Source organism: Caballeronia sp. LZ029, from assembly GCF_031451275.1.
Classification (GTDB): domain Bacteria; phylum Pseudomonadota; class Gammaproteobacteria; order Burkholderiales; family Burkholderiaceae; genus Caballeronia; species Caballeronia jiangsuensis.
In genome coordinates this window covers 356,760-374,913 of the sequence record NZ_JARUXO010000003.1, presented here as the reverse complement: position 1 = coordinate 374,913, position 18,154 = coordinate 356,760, and the positions used below count along the sequence as shown (strand labels likewise).

The following is an 18,154-nucleotide window of genomic DNA, read 5'->3' as shown; positions in this document are numbered from 1 at the left end:
CGATCGCGCTTTAGCAAACGCTTGTCACCACCGCGCCGCCGACGTTCCCGGTTGCTCCGAATCGCGCGCATAGCCCGCAGGCGTGCGCGTCAGTTGCGCGCTCGGCCGCACGGCCATCAATTCGCCGAAGCCGGATTCATACCGCTCGACATACGGCGCGAAATCCGGCTTCGCCGCCTTCAATCCATCCTCGACGCGCCCGAGTCCACGCAGCCAATGCCCCGTCTGCGCGAGCGATATCTGAACATGCCAGCTTCCGCCTTCGCGCTGCTGTTTCCATAGCGCGGCGGCCGCGCCGAACGCCATCAGAAAGCCGCTCGCCATGTCGAGCATCTGCATGGGCAACGGACGAGGCTTGCTTTCGCCCGCCGCTTCGCCTTCGGCTGCGTTGAACCCCATCGCGGTCTGGACGAGCGAATCGAAGCCGCGCCGATCGGCCCACGGACCGTCGGTGCCATACGCGGTCAGCGACGTATAGACGATCCCCTGCCTGCGCTTCGCCACCTCTTGCGGCCCGAAACCCAGCGACGCGATCCCGCCCGGCCGATACCCCTGCGCGAACACATGCGCATCGTCGATCAAACGCCAGAGCGTGTCGCGATCCGAAGCCGAGCGGAGATCGAGCAACGCCGAGCGTTTGCCCCGGCTCGTATCCGCGATAGCAGGAATATTCGGCAGATGCGGTCCATTCACGAGCATCACGTCCGCGCCGAACGCAGCAAGCGCCCGACCGCCGACCGGCCCGGCGAGAATGCGCGTGAAATCGAGCACGCGAAGGCCGTCGAGCGGACGCGCATCGGCGGACAAGGGCGGCAATGCGAGCGGCGGCGCGTCGCCGATGCGCGTGATGGTCATCAACGGCTGCGCGGCGATGGCTTGCGCTTGCGGCGTCGCGTCCCATTCGTCGAACGTGCGCAGCATCGTGACGACGAGCCCGCGCTGAGCCGCCGCGTTCTCGAAATCGCGACCGCGCCACGCGAGCAACGCGCGCTCGGCATCCTCGCGCGTCGCAGTGTGCGGATCGAGCCCGAGCAGACGAAGCGCGCCGTCCTGATGATGCTCGAAGTTCGCGTGAATGCGCACGTAGCCATCGGCGCACCGATAGAGCCCGGAGAAGCGTCCCCACGTCTCCGGCTCCTTGCCATCGACGGTGAACGCTCCGGTGCATTCGACAGCCGCATGAGTCATGTCGACCGACACGCGCTGCCGCTCAACGCCACGCAGCGCGCCTAGCTCGCACGCCGCGAGCGCCGCCGCGCCGATGGTGGCCTGCGCCGCCGCGCCAATCGCAAAGCTGGAAGGAAAAACCGGATCGCGACCCGGAAGGTCGATGAAAGAAAGCGCATCGTCGGGCAAGCCGGCGATGCGCCATATGTCGTGCAGCGTTTCGAGAGAGGAAGTCATGATCGGTCGGCGCGCGTGCTTCGTGTGAAGCACCCATTATCGCGCCAACCGCATTCAATGGCGGCGCGTCGCCAGCTCCGCGCCCTGACGCAGCGCTTCGAGCATGCTGCCTTCATCGGCGATGCCCTTGCCCGCGATATCGAACGCCGTGCCGTGATCCACCGACGTGCGGATCACATCGAGCCCGACCGTCACGTTCACGCCCGCTTCGAGGCCGAGCACCTTCACGGGACCGTGCCCCTGATCGTGATACATCGCGACGACGAGATCGAAGTCGCCACGTCCCGCGCGATAGAAGAGCGTATCGGCGGGCAGCGGGCCGGTCACATCGAGGCCGCGTTCCTGCAGCACCTTCACGGCGGGAATGATCTTTTCCTCTTCCTCGCCGTAGCCGAACAGCCCGTTCTCGCCCGCATGGGGATTGATCCCGCACACGCCGATGCGCGGCTTCTCGATGCCCGCCTTCACGAGCGTCGCGTTGCCGCGTTCGATCGTGCGCTGCACGAGGCCCGGCTCGATCTTGCGGATCGCATCGATGATGCCGATGTGCGTCGTCACGTGGATCACGCGCAGTTGCGGCGCGACGAGCATCATCGACACTTCGTCGACGCCCGTCAGATGCGCGAGCATCTCCGTGTGGCCGGGAAACTTGTGGCCGCCCGCGTGCAGCGCTTCCTTGTTGAGCGGCGCGGTGCAGATCGCGTCGATCTGATGCGCCTGCGCCAGTTCGACGGCGCGCGCGATGTATCGATACGCCGCATCGCCCGCGACGGCGGACAGTTCGCCGAAAGGCAAGTCGTCGGGAATCAGGCCGAGATCGATGCAATCGATCACGCCCGGCTCATAACGCGCTTCGGTCGCATCCGCGATGCGCCGCACCTTCGCCTTGCCGCCGACGAGTTCGTTGGCGCGCTCGAGACGGCGCGCATCGCCGATCACGAGCGGCCGGCACTGCTGATAAACGGCATCGTGCGCGAGGCTCTTGACGACGACTTCCGGGCCTACGCCGCTCGCGTCGCCCATCGTGATGCCGATAACGGGGAGAGTGTTGTTCATGATCTTTCGTCTGGTGATGTCGTGTGCCGGCGCGCGATGGGAATATCCGCGCCGCGCAAATGAAGGTAAGCGCCGAGCAATGCGTGCTCGCTGCCGAACGCGCCCGCTTTCGTGACGATCGAGGGGCCTTTGCCGCCCGATGGCCGGCCGAGCGCGACGCCCGCTTCGATTTCGCGCACGAGTTCGAGGCTGCCGACGTTCGCGGCGGCGAGGATCGCGCGCGCGGTCTCGCCGCCGGTCGCGATCAGTCCGCCGAGCGCGTCGAAGTGAGGCGCGACGAGCGCCGCGAGCGCGTTCGAGAGCAACGCGCCTTCCGCGGGATCGAACGCGTCGTCGCGGCCGATGCGCACGATCGCGTCTTGTTTGTCGCGCACCGAATCGCCGATCCGTTCATGCCACGCGAGCCATTGCGGATGACGCGCGCCGTCGCGCAACACGGCGGGCGGCACGATCATTTCGCGCACGCCGGCTTCGGCGCACAGCAGCGCGCATTGACGCTCGGAGATCGCGGAGAGACTGCCGACGAGCGCGAGGATCGGGCCTTGCGCCGGGGCGATCGCGCTTGCCGGCTGCGGCGAAGCATCGGCATCGAAGAGATCGGGCAAGGCGGCCAGTTCGCGCGCGAGCCCGCCCGAGCCGACCCAGAAAAACGGTGCGTCGATCGATGCGGTGACGCGTGCGAGCGCGGCGAGATCGTCGCCGGTTTCGGCATCGACGATGATCGCGTCGATGCCATGCGCCGATGCCGCCGCAGACGCGACCATCACGGCGACATCCTGCGGCGCGGCGCGAAACGCATCGAGCGACACGTGCGCGACGCGCAAGCCCACCATGTCGAGCATCCCGCGCAGTCCCGCGTTCTGCCCGGCGTTTTCGAGTTGCCACGTTTCCGTGTCTTCGAGCGGCACGCCGCGCACGAACACGCGGCCATCGCGCACCGTGCGGCCCGTCGCGGGAAACGCGGGCGTGACGATCGCCGGTCCGGCGATGCGCGTCAGCGCCGCGACTTCGGCGGTCCAGTTGCCGCGCAAGGTCGAATCGATCTTCTTGTAGAGACGCCGGCCCGGCGCGCGCAACGTCTGCCATGCGCTCGCCGTGCGCTTCGCGGCGTCGGCGGGCGTGAGGCGGCGCGTGTCGGTGTCGGCGGCGATGACCGTCGCGTTCGCGTGCGATGCATCCGCGTCGAGCGAGACGACGGTTTGCAGGCCGGCCGCCGCGAATGGGATCGCGCAATCGGCCGCGCCCGACAGATCGTCGGCGACGATCAGCAAGCTCTTCATTGCGTGGCCTCGCGTGTCTTCGACGACGAACGCGCATCGAGCCGCGCGTTCACGCGTTTTGCGATCGACGCCGTCAGGATCGGCGACACGATCGCCGTCACGACCACGCATGCCGCGACGAGCAGCGTCGCGGACTTGGCCGCGTCGGCATAAACCGGATTGGCCGCCGCGATCAGCGCCGGAACGGCGGCCGCGTTACCCGCCGTGTTCGCCGCCGCCGCGCCCGCCACGCCCGTGCCGCCCGTCAGACGATCCGCGAAGTACAGCGGAATGCCCGTCACGACGACGACCGCGAAGCCCAGGCCGATGCCGAGCAGACCGGCTTGCCAGACCTTGTGCAGATCGAGGCTCGCACCGAGCGCCAGCGCGAAGAACGGAATCATCACCGGGACGGCGCGGCCGAGAAACTCGCGCATCTCGCGATCGAGATTGCCGAGCAGCATGCCGACCGCGAGCGGCAGAATGCTGCCGACGAGCGTCGGCCACGGAAACGCCGAGAGGCCCGCGACGCCGAGCGTGACCATCGTCAGGAACGGGCCGGATTCGAGCGACATGATCGTGTACGCGCCGACGTCTTCCGAGCGGCCGTACTGGCCCATCAGCGCCATGTAGAGGCCGCCGTTGGTGTCGTTCATCGCGGCGACGACAGCCAGCGTCGAGATGCCCGCGAACAGTCCCGACGTGATCGGCTGCTCGCCGAGAAAATGCCCGAGCACGATGCCCGCGACGATCGCCGTGCCGACCTTCGTCGCGAACAGCGCGCCGCCTTTCTTGAGCAGATAGGGCGTTGCCTTCACGTCGATGCTCGCGCCCATGCAGACATAGAACACCGCGAGAATCGGCAGCGATCCGGTGAAGAGCGCGTTCGTGAACGAACCGAAGAACTTCGGCATGTTCGGCGCGAACGTCGCGATCAGCGAGCCGATCAGAAGCGGAACGATCATCATGCCGCCGGGCACGCGCTCGACGGCGCGCTTGATATGAATCTGAGCCATACATGTCTCCAGAGTGGTTTCTGCCCGGTTCGATCATAAAGTGATTGAACCGGGCAATTCGGAGTGTAGCCCTCCGGTTCGTTTTGCGCAAACCAGTCGTTGTGCGTGTTTATCCTGATCGAATCGATCAAATCGATCGCGATACGCTCGGAATAATCGCAAGCATCGGACGGACCCGGCCGGTTCGCTACACTGTGCGTCGCCGTCAGAACCGAAAAGAACTCAGGAAACAGGATGAAAGTCGAGAAACGCCGCGAAGCCATGCTCAGGGCCGTGCTCTCCGGCATGAACGATGTCGCCGCGCTGTGCGATCACTTCGGCATGTCGGAGGCGACGGTGCGCCGCGACCTGCGCGCGCTCGCCGACGAGCGGCGCATCGTGCGCACGTATGGCGGGGCGGCATCGGTGGGCATGCACGAGCCGGAAGAATCGCTCGATACGCGGCGCGAGAGTTTTCGCGAGCACAAGGAAGCGATCGCGCGCGCGGCGGCGCGTCACGTGCAGGACGGCGACACGATCTTCCTCGACGGCGGCACGACCAACGCGGCGCTCGCTCGCGCGCTCGCCGGCCGCTCGGAAGTGCACGTCGTGACGAACAATCTGCTCGCGGTCAATGTGCTCGCATCGGCGGATGTGCGCGTGACGCTGATCGGTGGCGACGTGCGGCCATCGAGCATGAGCACGCTCGGGCCGATCGCGCAGGTGGCGCTCACGCGCGTCACGTTCGACAAGGCGTTTCTCGGCGCGGATGGCGTCGTCGCGGGACGCGGACTGTGCGAAGCGACGGCGGAGCAGGCGTTCCTCAAGGAGTGCATCGCGGGCCAGGCGGCGAGCGTGTTCGTGCTGGTCACGTCGAACAAGCTCGAACGCGCGAACCAGCAGCACTGGACGCCGCTGGAGCGCGACTGGACGCTCGTCACCGATGCATTGGCCGAAGCGCCGGTGCTCGCGCGCTTCGAGGAGCGGGGGAATGTGACGGTGGAATGCGCCGAGCTTACGTCGAAAGAATCGTGACCAGCGCGACGGCCGAATCGCCCGCGAGCTGACCGCCGTTGTTCTCCGCGAGCGCGACCTTCGCGCCCGGACGTTGCCGCGCGCCGGCCCGGCCGCGCAACTGCTCGGTGAGTTCGACGATCTGCGCGACGCCCGTCGCACCGACCGGATGACCGCGCGAGAGCAGGCCGCCGCTCGGATTCACCGAAATCCTTCCGCCGATGCCCGTATCGCCGGAACGGATCAGCTTCGGCGCATCGCCGGGTGCGCACAGGCCGAGGTTCTCGTAGTGGATGAGTTCGGCAGGCGCGGAGGCATCGTGCAATTCGACGACGTCCACGTCTTCCGGTCCGATGCCCGCTTCCTCGTACGCCGCGCGCGCCGCACGCACCGCCACGAGTTCGCCGGAGCCGTCCGCTTTCGCCGACACGATCGAACTCGCGCGAATGTACACCGGGCGAATGTCGTGCTTCGCGGCGAATTCCTCGGAGCAGATGAACACGGCCGCGCCGCCGTCGCCGATCGACGAGCACATGAAGAGCGTCAGCGGATCGCTGACCATGCGGCTCGTCAGCACTTCCTCGACGCTCGTTTCCTTGCGGAACTGCGCATGCGGATTCAGCGAGCCCGCATGACGGCTCTTCACGACGACGCGTGCGAAGTCGCTCGCCTCGGCGCCGGTCTTTTCCATCCACTTGCGCGCCTTCGCGGCGTACAGGTCCATGAAGAGCGAGCCGGTTCCGGTCGTCACGCCTTCGGGCAGCGGCTCTTCGAGATCGACGGCCTTCGCGAACGCGCCGAACGACACCGCCTTGTCTTCGTGCGACAGCTTTTCGACGCCGACGACGAGCGCCGTCTCCGCCTGCCCCGACGCCACCGAAAGCCACGCGAGATTCAACGCCGAGCTGCCGGACGCGCAAGCGTTCTCGACGTTGAACATCGGTTTGCCGTCGAGTCCGGTGTTACGCAGCGACGACTGCGCGCGAATCATTTCCTGTCCCGTGACGACGCCCGCCGCCGCGTTGCCGAAGAACACGCGGTCGACATCGTTCACGCCGACATGCGCGTCCTTCAACGCGAGCGACACTGCTTCTTCCGCGAGCGACTTCAGATTGCGTTCGAGAAACTTGCCGAAGGGCGTCATGCCGACGCCGCCGATCACTACTTTGCGCATGGTTGTCTCCATTGCATTAGATAAAAGAAAGCCTTAATCCAGCGTCTTGCCGCGCGTTTCCGGCATGCGCGCATAGACGATGCAGCTCGCCGCGCACACGACGGCCACATAGATCCAGAGGTATTGCGAGAGACCGGCGCTGTTCATCGCGGTGACGATGGTGGGCAGCGTGCCGCCGAAGAGCGCGGCCGAGACCGCATAAGGCAGCGCGACGCCCGTTGCCCGGACATGCGCGGGGAACTGCTCGGCCATCACGGTCGCGCAGGTCGCGGCGAATCCCGACGACAGCAACATGCCGATGGTGACGATGACCGTCGCGCTCCAGTAGTCATTGGTGAGAAAGTGCAGCGCGGGATACGCGAAGAGCGCGGAACCCGCGGCGAACGCGATCAGCACCGGCTTGCGGCCGATGCGGTCCGACAACATGCCGAGCAGCGGAATCGCGACGAGCGACACGACGATCGAGACGACGCTCGCGCTGAACGCTTCGCGCAGCGGCAGGCCGCGCATGTGGGCGAGCGTCGGGAACATCACGAGCCAGAGATAGACGCAGAGATTGCCCGCCATCGCGATGCCGATCACGCGCAACGCGGCGCGCCGATGCTCGCGCAGGATCGTCGCGACCGGATGACGCGTGTGCTGACGCGACGAGACGTTCTTCTTGAACGCATCGGTTTCGGAGACGGCCAGCCGAAACCACAGCGCGACGAAGCCCATCAGTCCGGCGATCGTGAACGCGATGCGCCAGCCCCACGCGGCCATCGCGGGCGCATCGATCATCGATGTGAGCAGCGCACCGATCGACGCCGCCACGAGCACGCCGCCGTTCACCGCGAAGTGTTGCCACGATCCCGCGAAGCCGCGCCGCGCGGGCGATGCGGATTCCATCAGAAAGGTCGATGCGGAGCCGAACTCGCCACCGGCCGCGAAACCCTGCACGAGCCGCGCGGCGACGAGCACGAGCGGCGCCGCGATGCCGATGGACGCATAGCCCGGACATGCCGCGATGACGAGCGAGCTGCCCGCCATCAGCGCAACCGACAGCGCGAGGCCGTTCTTGCGTCCGTGACGGTCGGCATACGCGCCGAGCAACGCGCCGCCGATGGGCCGCATCACGAAGCCGACCGCGAACACGGCGAAGGCCGCGAGCAGCGCGATGCTCGCGTTGTTCGCCGGAAAGAACTGCCGCGAGAACAGCGACGCGAACGTCGCATAGATGATCCAGTCCGTGAACTCGACGATGGTGCCGAGCGTCGCCGCGACGATCGCCTTTCGCTGTGCGCCGGTGAGCGGCGTTGCGGCCGGCGCGGCTACGTTGGGAAGCGTGGTGTCCATGATGCGTCTCCGTGTGTGTTTGTGATGGACGCATCGTAGGGTTGGCTTTTCGCGCGCTCAAACGACATTTTTTGCGTGCTCGATTGACTTCTTATCAATCGAAAACGCACACACGAAAACTCAATCGACAGCGCAGAAAATGTCGTTTGAGACGCGGCTTGGAGCGGCCTAGCATCGGGGCATTCGTTCAAGGAGACAGCAATGAACGCTTCATCACAGGAAGTCGCGATCGTCACGGGCGGCGCGAAGGGCATTGGCTTCGGTATCGCTCAGGCGCTGGCACGCGACGGCAGGCGCATCGCGCTATTCGATCTCGATCGCGCCGCGCTCGACGAAGCCGCGACGACGCTCGCCGCATCCGGCGCGCAAGTGATCGCGCTGCCCGTCGATGTGACGAAGAGCGAGTCGGTGAATCGTTCGGTCGATGCGGTGATCGAGCGTTACGGGCGCATCGACGTGCTCGTGAACAATGCGGGTATCGTGCGCGACAAGCGCATTACGCGCATGAGCGACGACGACTGGGACGCGGTCATCGACGTGAATCTCAAGTCGCAATTCCTGTGCTGCCGCGCGGTGCTGGCGCATATGAGCGCGGCGAAGCACGGGCGCATCGTGAACATCTCGTCGCGTGCGTGGCTCGGCGGCGTGGGGCAGGCGAACTATTCGGCGGCGAAGGGCGGCGTGGTGAGTCTCACGCGCAGTCTCGCGCTCGAATGGGCGAAGGACGGCATCACGGTGAATGCGGTTGCGCCGGGCATCGTCGATACGCCGCTCTTTCAGGCTTTCGACGCAGCGCTTCAGGAGAAGCTGAAGAAGTCGGTGCCGGTGCAGCGTATCGGCACGCCGGAGGATATCGCGGAAGCGGTGCGCTTTTTCGCGCGGCGAGAGGCGTCGTACATCACCGGGCAGACGCTGTATGTGTGCGGCGGGCGCTCGCTGTCGTCGCCGAGCGTTTGAGTCGAGGAGGACATCATGACCATTCGCTACACCGTTTCCGATCACGTCGCTGTCGTGACGCTCGACCGGCCCGAAGCGCTCAATGCGCTCGATATCGACACGCTCACCGAACTGCGCGCGCGTCTTGCCGATGCCCGCGACGACGATGATGTTCGCGTGATCGTCATCACCGGTGCGGGAGCGAAGTCGTTCTGCGTGGGCGCGGATTTGAAGCGCACGCTGCCGCCGTCGACATCGTTCGGATCGTCGTTCGTGAAGTCGATCGATCGTGCGGGCGCCGAAGGCATCTATGTGCGGCTGATGGAGCTTGGCTCGTTGCGTATCTTCAAGCCGATCATCGGCGCGATCAACGGGTATTGCCTGGGCGGCGGGCTGGAGCTCGCGTTGCAGTGCGATTTGCGGATCGCGTCTAGGAGTGCGGTTTTTGGTTTGCCGGAGGCGGTCGTCGCGAGCATTCCTGCCGTGTGCGGCATTCAGGCGTTGCAGCGCGCGGTGCCGTCGGCTATCGCGATGAAGATGCTTTTTACCGGGGGCAAGGTTGATGCGGAGTACGCGTATCGCGTTGGATTGATATCGGATATCTGCGAGCCGGAGGCCTTGATGGACGATGCGCTGGAACTCGCGCGCACGATCGCTTCGAATGGACCGCTCGCGGTGCAGATGATCAAGAAGGTTATCGAGACTAGTGCGAATGTGCCTCTTGCGCAGGCGCTTGAGTTTACTGAACTCGCCTGGGGCGCGATGAGGGAGTCGGAAGATCGTGTGGAAGGGCGTAGGGCGTTTGCCGAGAAGCGTAAGCCTCGGTATAGGGGGCGGTAGTTTGTCTTTTTGCGGGGACTTTCGTGGAATCCCGATTTCTTATTGGTCTATTAGCACTGCCCCTCCCCGGGGCGGGGGTCACTTTCTTTGCTGCTGCAAAGAAAGTAACCAAAGAAAGCAGCTCGTTTAAGCCCGCGGTCACACGCACGTTGGCCATGCTTGCCAGCAGGAAGCGGCACTCGCCTAAGTGTCGCCCTCGAAGGACTTACCGGGCTTGGATCGCGCACGGTCTGACGCGCTAGTGAATCAAGCGTGCTGGTTCAGCACCAAAGAGCTTCGGCACAGCGCTACGCGCTGCCGTTGGGTATGCGAGGGAAACCAACGAAGAAGAAGCGCGCGCCGACCCGATTGACCGGTCGGCCGCGAAGCGGGCCGGAGCTATTTGGTGCTGAACCAGTTTGTTCTGTGGTGCGACGAGTCAGACCGTGCGCGGTCCAAGCCGTTATCTGCTTGTGGGGGCACTCGCTATTGCCGGGCCATTCAGCCAATCGTCTGTGCCGCGGCCGGTGTGAAGTGCTTAGGCTGGGGAAAGCTGTTTCTTTGGTTACTTTCTTTGCAGCAGCAAAGAAAGTGACTGCCGCCCCGCACAGGGGCAGAGCAAATAGACCGACATGAAATCAGGATTCCATAGAAGCCCGAACGAACAACCGAGCCCATCAGGAAGAGGCTTCCCCCGTAGAAAGCAGCCAAGTACGAAACGCAACGAACTCGGGACTAGAAAGATGCGCAGGCGGATAGATCAGGTAGTAAGTAAAAGCCCCAAGATCAAGCACGAAAGAAAAAGGCATAACGAGCGAGCCCGCGCTCAACTGATCCGCAACGAGCACACGTTGCGCCATCGCGATGCCATGCCCTTGCGTCGCCGCGAAATACGCGAGGATCGAACTTTCGTAACTGAGCCCACCGAGCGGATTCACGCCATGAACACCAGCGGCATCGAGCCACTTAGCCCAGTCTTCGCGGCGCGCGAGCGAATGCAGCAACGGAACGTGTCGAAGAGAACCGGGCGTCGCATCGTTGAGATCGGGATGCGCGCTCAGAAACGATGGGCTGCACACCGGCACGAGTTCATTCGGCACGAGCCGATCGAACCCGAGATCGGACGAAGGCGCGTGCGACAGACGAATCGCGGCATCGACGTCCTCGGTGTTGAAGTCGACCGGTTGCAGCGACGTCGTCAGGCTCACTTCGATATCCGGATGGTCGCGATGGAACGTCGAGAGACGCGGCAGCAGCCAGTTCATCGAGAAGGTCGTGTAAGCGCGGATCTTCAGCGTGCGGCGCTTTCTCGCCTCGGTGAGATTGACGGTCGCGGTGCGCAAGGTGTCGAAGCTGCGGATCACGTCGGCGAGATAGCGCGAACCCATCGGCGTCAATGTGATCGCGCGATGTCCGCGCTCGAAGAGCGGCACGCCGAGCTGGTCTTCCAGCAGCTTGATCTGGCGGCTGACGGCGGCGGGCGTGACGTTCAGCTCGTCGGCGGCGAGCTGGACGCTGAGCAGCCGCCCGCAGACTTCGAAGGCGCGCAGCGCATTGAGTGACGGAAGGGTTCGCATCGAACGATGTTAGCAACGCGGGCGCAGACGCGCCAGCCGTGGAAATACGAAAGGAGACGATGATGCTGGAAGATTTGCGGGTACTGGCTTGCGGCGGGCGCGATGCGGTCAAGCTGTGCGCGACGTTGCTCGAACGGGCAGGCGCTTCGGTGGATTTCGCAGCGGCGAATTCGGTGGATTACGACGTGATCGTCGTATCGTCGGATGTCGATCATGCGGCTGACTGGAAAGCATCGGGCATGCATATCGTGTGCGACATCACCGCGACAGGCCCGCAAGATTCACGCGCCGGCACGCCGTGGAGCGACGCGCAAATCCAGGCGATGAGCGGCCTCATGGACACGACAGGTTTCGCGCACAGCGGGCCCGCGCGCATCGGCATTGCGCTCACGGAGATATCGGCGGCGCTTTATGCAGCGGCGGCCATCGCGTCGGCGGTGCGCGTGAAGCGCCTGCGCGGCATCGTGCAGAACATCGACGTCACGCTGATGGGTTGCGCCGCGAGCGCGCTGACGACCTTCCTCCCCGCCGCGTTCGCCGGGCGCAGCGCGGCACGCGTGGGCAATCGTCATCCGGCGTGCGCGCCGTGGAACGCATATCGCACGCGAGACGGCTGGATTCTCGTCTGCACGAGCACCGAGGAGCAATGGCGCAAGCTGCGGCAGGAAGCGTGCGTGCCCGCACTCGACGATGCGCGCTTCGCGACACTCGCCGATCGCGTCAATCATGTCGATGAACTCGACGCGCTCATCGAAACCTGGACGACGACGCTCGCGACGGAAGACTGCACGCGCATTTGCGAGCGCATCGGCGTGGCGGCGGGGCCGATCGTCGGCATCGCGGATCTGCACGACGAGGCGAATTTCCGTATGCGTCATCCGCAGGCCGCGCGCTCGATCGAAGCGAACGGCATCGATGGAGAAACCTATCGGCAGGTCTCGATGTTCGAAACGTCTGCGTTGAGCGATGCGCCCGCCGTCGCGAAGCCGGACACACGCACGCGCGACGGCGACACCGCGCCGCTCGCGGGCGTCAGGGTGATCGAGATCGGCCAGTACACGACGGCGCCGCTCGTCGGCAAGCATCTCGCGGCGCTCGGCGCAGAGGTCGTGAAAATCGAGCCTCCGGACGGCGAGGTCGCGCGTTCGTGGACGCCGGGGCAGGGCGGCATCAGCTATTTCTTCGCGCTCAACAACACGGACAAGCAGACGATCGCGCTCGATCTCAAGCACGAAGCCGATCGCGCTCATCTGCGCACGCTGCTCGAAGACGCCGACGTGCTCGTCGAAAATCTGCGTCCCGGCGCGCTCGCGAAGCTCGGCTTCACGCGTGAGACGCTCGGCGCGATCAATCCGCGCCTCGTCTATTGTTCGATATCGGGCTTCGGCATCGCGTCGGCGTATCCGTCGCGGCCGGCGTTCGATACCGTCATTCAGGCGATGGGCGGTCTCATGGACCTCACGAAAAGCGACGGCGCGCCGGTGAAGACCGGCGCATCGGCTGCGGACATTCTCGGCGGACAGGCCGCGCTTTTCGCGATCGTCGCGCGGCTGGCAATGCCTTCGGACGACGCGGGCACGTTCATCGAAATTTCGATGCAGGACGTCGCCGCGTGGTGCGCGTTGTTCGCGGCGGGCAAGGGCGCGTCGCGCGGACAGACGCTCGCCTGCCTCGACGGCCATATCTGGATCGAAGGCGATGTCTCCGACGCCGAACGCGCGCGCTGCATCACGCAGCCGAAGATAGCGGCAGCTCGCAGCATCGCGCAAGCCGTGCCGGTGATGCGCGTGGACGAGTTGCTCGAAGACAGCGATTTTCTCGCCGATGTCCTCTCCGCCGCCCGCGACGCGAACGGCGCGTTCTGGCCGGTGCTGAAGGTGCCGTATCGACTCGCGAAGACGCCCGCGCGCGTGCGTGCGGTTCCCGGCGCGCCCGAAATCGTCAGACGCGCGCCGCCAGCGCCAGCACGCGCTCCAGTTCCGGAAGATCGACCGGCTTGACGAGATGCGCGTCGAAACCGGCGGCGCGCGTGCGGGCGATGTCTTCGTCGGAACCGAGGCCGGTCATCGCCGCGACGATCACGCGATTGCCATCGTCACGCATACGGCGGATCACGTCGAAGCCGGTCATGCCGGGCATCGACAGATCGAGCAGCACGACCTGCGGGCGATGCGCTTCGAATGAATCGAGCGCGCCCGGTCCGTCATAGGCGGCACGCGCGCGGTGGCCGAGCATATCGACGAGCAGCGTCATGCTGTCGGCGGAATCGCGGTTGTCATCGACGACGAGCACGTCGAGCTGACGGCTCGCCACGACGGACGGTGTTCCGCCAGCCGGCGCGCCGCTCGCGGGCGGCTCGGAGAGCGGCAGCCAGAGCGAAAACGCGCTGCCTCGTCCCGCGCCGCCGCTCTTCGCCTCGACATGCCCGCCGTGCAGTTCCGCGATCGCGCGCACGAGCGTGAGGCCGATGCCGAGACCGCCTTCGTCCGGATGCGCGCCCGGCGGATGCTCCTGCACGAAGAGATCGAACACGGTGCCGAGCGCTTCGGAGGAAATGCCGCGGCCCTCGTCGGTCACGCGCACCAGCACCGAGCCGCCGCGCGGGCCGACTTCGAGCGTGATCGTCGAGTTCGGCGGGCTGAACTTCGACGCGTTGTTGAGCAGGTTGTTGAGCGCCTGCACTAGCCGCGTCGGATCGCCGTTGACGAACAGCCGCTGGCCGTTCGACTTCACGTCGATGCGTTGCGCGCGCTCGTCGCAGAGCGGCTGGCTCGCCTCCACGCTCAGATGCACGACATCGGCGATATCGACGGTCGTGGTCGTCAGGCGAATCTTGCCCGAGCTGACGCGCCCGGCTTCGAGCAGATCGTCGACCAGGCGCGTTAGATGCGCGAGCTGACGATCGACGATCTGACGGCTGCGCGTCACCTCGGCATCGTCGCACGCCTTGAGCTTGAGGATGCTCACCGCGTTGCGGATCGGCGCGAGCGGATTGCGCAGTTCGTGGCCGAGCAGCGCGAGAAACTCGTTCATGCGCCGGCTTGACGCTTCCAGTTCTTCGAGACGCCGCCGCGCGGTCATGTCGCGCGTGATCTTGACGAAGCTCTGCTCGCCGCCGTTGCCGCCGGGCAGCGCGCTCAGCATGACGTGCGCCCAGAACTCGGAGCCGTCCTTGCGCACGTGCCAGTCTTCGTGCTCGACGCGGCCGCGTCGGGCGGCGAGCGCGAGGTCGTCGCCGGGACGGTCGCGGCCGTGTTCGTCGGAGGTGTAGAAGAGCGCGAAGTGCCGGCCGATCGCTTCGGCCGCCGTGAAGCCGTAGATCGCGCGCGCGCCGTCGTTCCACGAGCGCACGTAGCCGTTCTGATCGACCATGCAGATCGCGTAGTCGCTCACCGAGTCGATGAGCAGGCGCAGGCGCTCGTTCGCCTCGGTCGCGACGTGCCGGTCGGTGACGTCGTGCACGAAGCACGCGAACTGGCGCTGGCCTTCGTACCAGACTTCGCTGATCGTCAGCTCGGCGGCGAATTCGCTGCCGTCGCGACGCAGCGCGGGCAGCTCGAAACGCCGGTTGATCATGCGCGCCTCGCCCGTCGCGAGATAGCGCGTGAGACCGGCGCGATGCGCGTCGCGAAAGCGCTCGGGCATGATATGCGACGCGAGTTCGCGGCCCGCCACTTCTTCGCGCTTCCAGCCGAAGAGCAGCACGGCGGCCTCGTTCCAGTCGACGACCATGCCCGCCTCGTCCATCGACACGAACGCGACATGCGCGTTGTCGAGCACGGTCTGACGGCGGCGCATGGCGTCGGCGAGCTTTTTTTCGTACTCGATGCGCAGCGACGACTCGACGGAGAGATCCGCCGACACGCTCGCGTTTTCCTTCACGAGCTTGCGGTTTTCCTGCGCGATCTCCTCGCGCGCGATGGTCTCCGCGATGCACGCGCAAAACGCGTCGAGAATACTGATGTCGGCTTGCCCGAAATGATCGACTGCGCCGGAAATGAGCTTCAGCACCGCGACCGAGCGGCCTTCGTAGACGACGGGCGCGACGACCATCGATACGGCGCCGACCGCCTCGCACGCGGCGCGGTCGACGCGATGGTCGGTCGCCGAATTGCGGCAGATGAGCGCCTGCTGGCGCGTGATGCAAAGTCCCGACAGGCTGCCGGCAGTAGGCAGGCGCACGCCGATGTGCGCCGCCGCCGCGCCGCTCGCCGCGCGATAGACGAGCGATTCGCCCTCGATCCACTCCACCACGGCGGACGCGACGCCCGCGACTTCTCTCAGCGTGTCGGTGACTTTTTGCAGATAGGCGGGCAGCGGAAGCCGCGCATGGGCGAGGCTCGCGAATGTGGCGAACCATCGCTGGAAATGCGCCAGACGCTCATGTTCCGCCTTGATATTATTTTCCGGGCTCGACGCCTCGTATTGACTCCGCATGGGCCATTTCCAATCGATGGATCGCGATGATGAATCGCGGAGGCATCGGGGTTTGCAAGACGGATAATCGCGTCAATTGAAGCATAAATATAGCGGCAATCGTTTGCCATTTCGGGGATTTTTGAAGGTGGATTTTGCCGGATGCGCGGACAAGGCCGCCGCCGTTGGGGCTGACGGCGTGTGCGGTAAATATGCGCCGGTCGCGTACAGATTAATTTCGTGAGTATGAATTTCACGTGTCAAGCCGGGCTTCGGTAACTTCGGCGTTGTTTTATCGAGCCCGGTATTTTTAATCCGCTTTAACGTCGAGTCATTGCGCGATCCATTCGCGTGCGGCATCGGCGGCGAAATCGCGATATGCGCGCGGCGGACGGCCGAGCAGCGAAGTCAGGCGCGCGATTTCCTGCGACGAAGCCACGGCGCCGTCCTGCTGATAGCGCTGCATCATGAGACGCATGTCATAGGCGAGCCATTCCGGGCCCGCGCCTTTCATGCGCGCTTCGAGCGCATCGAGATCGTCGCCGCCGTAGCGGATCTCGCGTTGCAGCGCGTCGCGCCAGATTGCCGTGATGCTGTCGGCCGTCAGCGCATCGGGGCCGGCGAGTTCGTAGGTTTCGCGCGGCAAGGGCGCGTCGCTGCGTTCGCGGCGCAGCAGCTCGCGCGCGGCGGCATCGCCGATATCGCGCACATCCACCATCGAAATACCTTTGGCGCCGATCGGCATGCCATACACGCCGTGATGCAGCAGCGCATCTTTCAGGCGGATGTCGTTCTGCATGAAGTATGCGGGGCGCAGGATCGTCGCGGGCAGATCGCAATCCTCGATCATGCGCTCGACCGTGTGCTTGCTGGTGAAGTGCGGCACGTCCGTGTAGACATCGCCCTTGAACACCGACAGATACACGATGCCTCTCACGCCCGCCTCGCGCGCGATGCTCATCGCCTGCAGCGCCTGCGTCAGCTCGTCGGCGGCGTTGGGCGCGAGCAGAAAGAGCGTGTCGATGTCCTTCATCGCGTCGCGCAATGTGCCGATTTCGCTCAGATCGCCCTTGACCGGCGTCACGCCCGCCGGAAAGCTCGCGCGCTCCGGCGAACGCGTCAGCGCGCGCACGCTCGCGCCGCTGTCCTTCAGATGGTCGAGAACCTGTGTGCCGATCACGCCGGTGCTGCCCGTCACGAGAATAGTCATGTCGATCTCCTTGGATACGTTGAGTACAGCACCTACGATAGACGTTCCGCTTCCGAGCCGAAAGACCATGGATCGAGACGCTTCGTCTCGCTGATGGAACGAAAAATGGACCTCACCGCACTCGCCGATTTCAACGCCGTCGCGCTCCACGGCGGTTTCGGACCCGCCGCGCGCAACACGGGCCGCCCGAAAGCCACGCTCTCGCGGCGCGTCGCGGAGCTGGAGCAAAGTCTCGGCGTGCGGCTCATCGAGCGCGGCTCTCGCATGCTGCGGCTGACCGAGGAAGGCCGCGCGCTGCACGAACGCACGCGCGGCCTGCTCGCCGACATCGACGACGCCGCCGAAGCGATTCGCTCGCGCGCCCCCGTGCCGCGCGGACGCCTGCGCGTGAGTGCGCCGATCGTGTTCGCGCACGTCGTGTTGCCGCGCATCGCGTCGCGTTTCGCGTCGGCGTATCCGCAGGTCGAACTGGAGATCGTCTCCGAAGATCGTGTCGCGGACCCGGTGCAGGACGGCTACGACCTCGTCATCCACATCAATCCCGATGCCGACGAACTCCTCGTGGGACGGCGCATCGCGACCGACCGGCGCGTGCTGGTCGCGGCGCGCGGCTTCACGATCGACGACAACGCATCTTCCTTGCCTGCCGTCGTGCTCGCGCGTGCGGACAGCGCGGCATGGCGGATTCAGGGCGACGACGGCCGCGAGCGCACGATCACGCCCGAACCGGTGCTGCGTCTGTCGTCGTTGCTGATGGCGCGCGAGGCGGTGCTCGAAGGCGCGGGCACGGCGTTGTTGCCGGGCTTGCTGGTCGAGCCGGAGATCGCCGCGGGACGGCTCGTCGCGCTCGGTCTGGATGCGGGACCGCCCGTCGAAATCTGGGCGCTCTACAGTTCGCGGCGTTTGCTGAGCGCGAAAGTGCGCGCCTTTCTCGACATGCTGCAAAGCGCGGCGTGAGT

Annotated in this window: 14 protein-coding genes; 5 read left to right on the top strand and 9 right to left on the bottom strand. The window is 65.5% G+C overall.

Annotation, left to right across the window (positions count from 1 at the left end):
* Positions 1 to 24: 24 nt before the first annotated feature.
* The 4 genes from QCE73_RS21040 to QCE73_RS21025 are packed head-to-tail and all read right to left on the bottom strand — an operon-like array spanning position 25 to position 4,735.
* The gene (locus tag QCE73_RS21040; protein ID WP_309883411.1) at positions 25 to 1,404 is read right to left on the bottom strand and encodes a CoA transferase; all 1,380 of its coding nucleotides are present in this window, start codon (positions 1,402 to 1,404) and stop codon (positions 25 to 27) included.
* A gap of 54 nt (positions 1,405 to 1,458) precedes the next feature.
* Complete coding sequence (gene pdxA, locus QCE73_RS21035; protein ID WP_309883410.1) at positions 1,459 to 2,460, bottom strand: 4-hydroxythreonine-4-phosphate dehydrogenase PdxA; 1,002 nt, start codon at positions 2,458 to 2,460, stop codon at positions 1,459 to 1,461.
* Positions 2,457 to 3,740, bottom strand: coding sequence for a four-carbon acid sugar kinase family protein (locus tag QCE73_RS21030; RefSeq protein ID WP_309883409.1), 1,284 nt, complete (start codon positions 3,738 to 3,740; stop codon positions 2,457 to 2,459). The genes pdxA and QCE73_RS21030 overlap by 4 nt, the downstream gene beginning before the upstream one ends.
* The gene (locus tag QCE73_RS21025; RefSeq protein ID WP_035502095.1) at positions 3,737 to 4,735 is read right to left on the bottom strand and encodes a 2-keto-3-deoxygluconate permease; all 999 of its coding nucleotides are present in this window, start codon (positions 4,733 to 4,735) and stop codon (positions 3,737 to 3,739) included. The genes QCE73_RS21030 and QCE73_RS21025 overlap by 4 nt, the downstream gene beginning before the upstream one ends.
* Positions 4,736 to 4,969: 234 nt before the next feature.
* Here QCE73_RS21025 and QCE73_RS21020 point away from each other — a divergent pair, with 234 nt between their 5' ends.
* Positions 4,970 to 5,749: a DeoR/GlpR family DNA-binding transcription regulator gene (locus QCE73_RS21020; RefSeq protein ID WP_309883408.1), complete on the top strand. Its 780-nt coding sequence runs from the start codon at positions 4,970 to 4,972 to the stop codon at positions 5,747 to 5,749.
* On the opposite strand, the gene QCE73_RS21015 is transcribed toward QCE73_RS21020, so the two are convergent.
* Together QCE73_RS21015 and QCE73_RS21010 are read right to left on the bottom strand one after the other, a co-directional pair.
* Positions 5,730 to 6,902: a thiolase family protein gene (locus QCE73_RS21015; protein WP_309883407.1), complete on the bottom strand. Its 1,173-nt coding sequence runs from the start codon at positions 6,900 to 6,902 to the stop codon at positions 5,730 to 5,732. The two genes, QCE73_RS21020 and QCE73_RS21015, sit on opposite strands and share 20 nt — an antisense overlap.
* A gap of 33 nt (positions 6,903 to 6,935) precedes the next feature.
* On the bottom strand, positions 6,936 to 8,237 hold the full coding sequence (locus QCE73_RS21010) for an MFS transporter (protein WP_309883406.1): 1,302 nt from the start codon (positions 8,235 to 8,237) through the stop codon (positions 6,936 to 6,938).
* 201 nt (positions 8,238 to 8,438) lie between these two features.
* Here QCE73_RS21010 and QCE73_RS21005 point away from each other — a divergent pair, with 201 nt between their 5' ends.
* Positions 8,439 to 9,194, top strand: a complete 756-nt coding sequence (locus tag QCE73_RS21005; RefSeq protein WP_309883405.1) for an SDR family NAD(P)-dependent oxidoreductase — start codon at positions 8,439 to 8,441, stop codon at positions 9,192 to 9,194.
* Positions 9,195 to 9,209: 15 nt separating this feature from the next.
* Complete coding sequence (locus QCE73_RS21000) at positions 9,210 to 10,013, top strand: enoyl-CoA hydratase-related protein (RefSeq protein WP_309883404.1); 804 nt, start codon at positions 9,210 to 9,212, stop codon at positions 10,011 to 10,013.
* 656 nt (positions 10,014 to 10,669) lie between these two features.
* On the opposite strand, the gene gcvA is transcribed toward QCE73_RS21000, so the two are convergent.
* Positions 10,670 to 11,569 carry a transcriptional regulator GcvA gene (gene gcvA / locus QCE73_RS20995; RefSeq protein ID WP_309883403.1) on the bottom strand — a complete coding sequence of 300 codons (900 nt, stop codon included), beginning with the start codon at positions 11,567 to 11,569 and terminating at the stop codon, positions 10,670 to 10,672.
* Between the two features lie 59 nt (positions 11,570 to 11,628).
* Here gcvA and QCE73_RS20990 point away from each other — a divergent pair, with 59 nt between their 5' ends.
* Entirely contained in the window at positions 11,629 to 13,569 is a 1,941-nt protein-coding gene (locus QCE73_RS20990) for a CoA transferase (protein WP_309883402.1), read from the top strand.
* Here the strand turns inward: QCE73_RS20990 and QCE73_RS20985 are convergent.
* Both QCE73_RS20985 and QCE73_RS20980 read right to left on the bottom strand, forming a co-directional pair.
* Positions 13,511 to 16,006: a PAS domain S-box protein gene (locus tag QCE73_RS20985; RefSeq protein ID WP_309883401.1), complete on the bottom strand. Its 2,496-nt coding sequence runs from the start codon at positions 16,004 to 16,006 to the stop codon at positions 13,511 to 13,513. The two genes, QCE73_RS20990 and QCE73_RS20985, sit on opposite strands and share 59 nt — an antisense overlap.
* A 310-nt stretch (positions 16,007 to 16,316) precedes the next feature.
* Positions 16,317 to 17,195, bottom strand: coding sequence for an NmrA/HSCARG family protein (locus QCE73_RS20980; protein WP_309883400.1), 879 nt, complete (start codon positions 17,193 to 17,195; stop codon positions 16,317 to 16,319).
* A 105-nt stretch (positions 17,196 to 17,300) separates the two neighbouring features.
* Between QCE73_RS20980 and QCE73_RS20975 the strand changes: the two genes are divergently transcribed.
* Complete coding sequence (locus QCE73_RS20975; protein WP_309883399.1) at positions 17,301 to 18,152, top strand: LysR family transcriptional regulator; 852 nt, start codon at positions 17,301 to 17,303, stop codon at positions 18,150 to 18,152.
* Positions 18,153 to 18,154 lie beyond the last annotated feature (2 nt).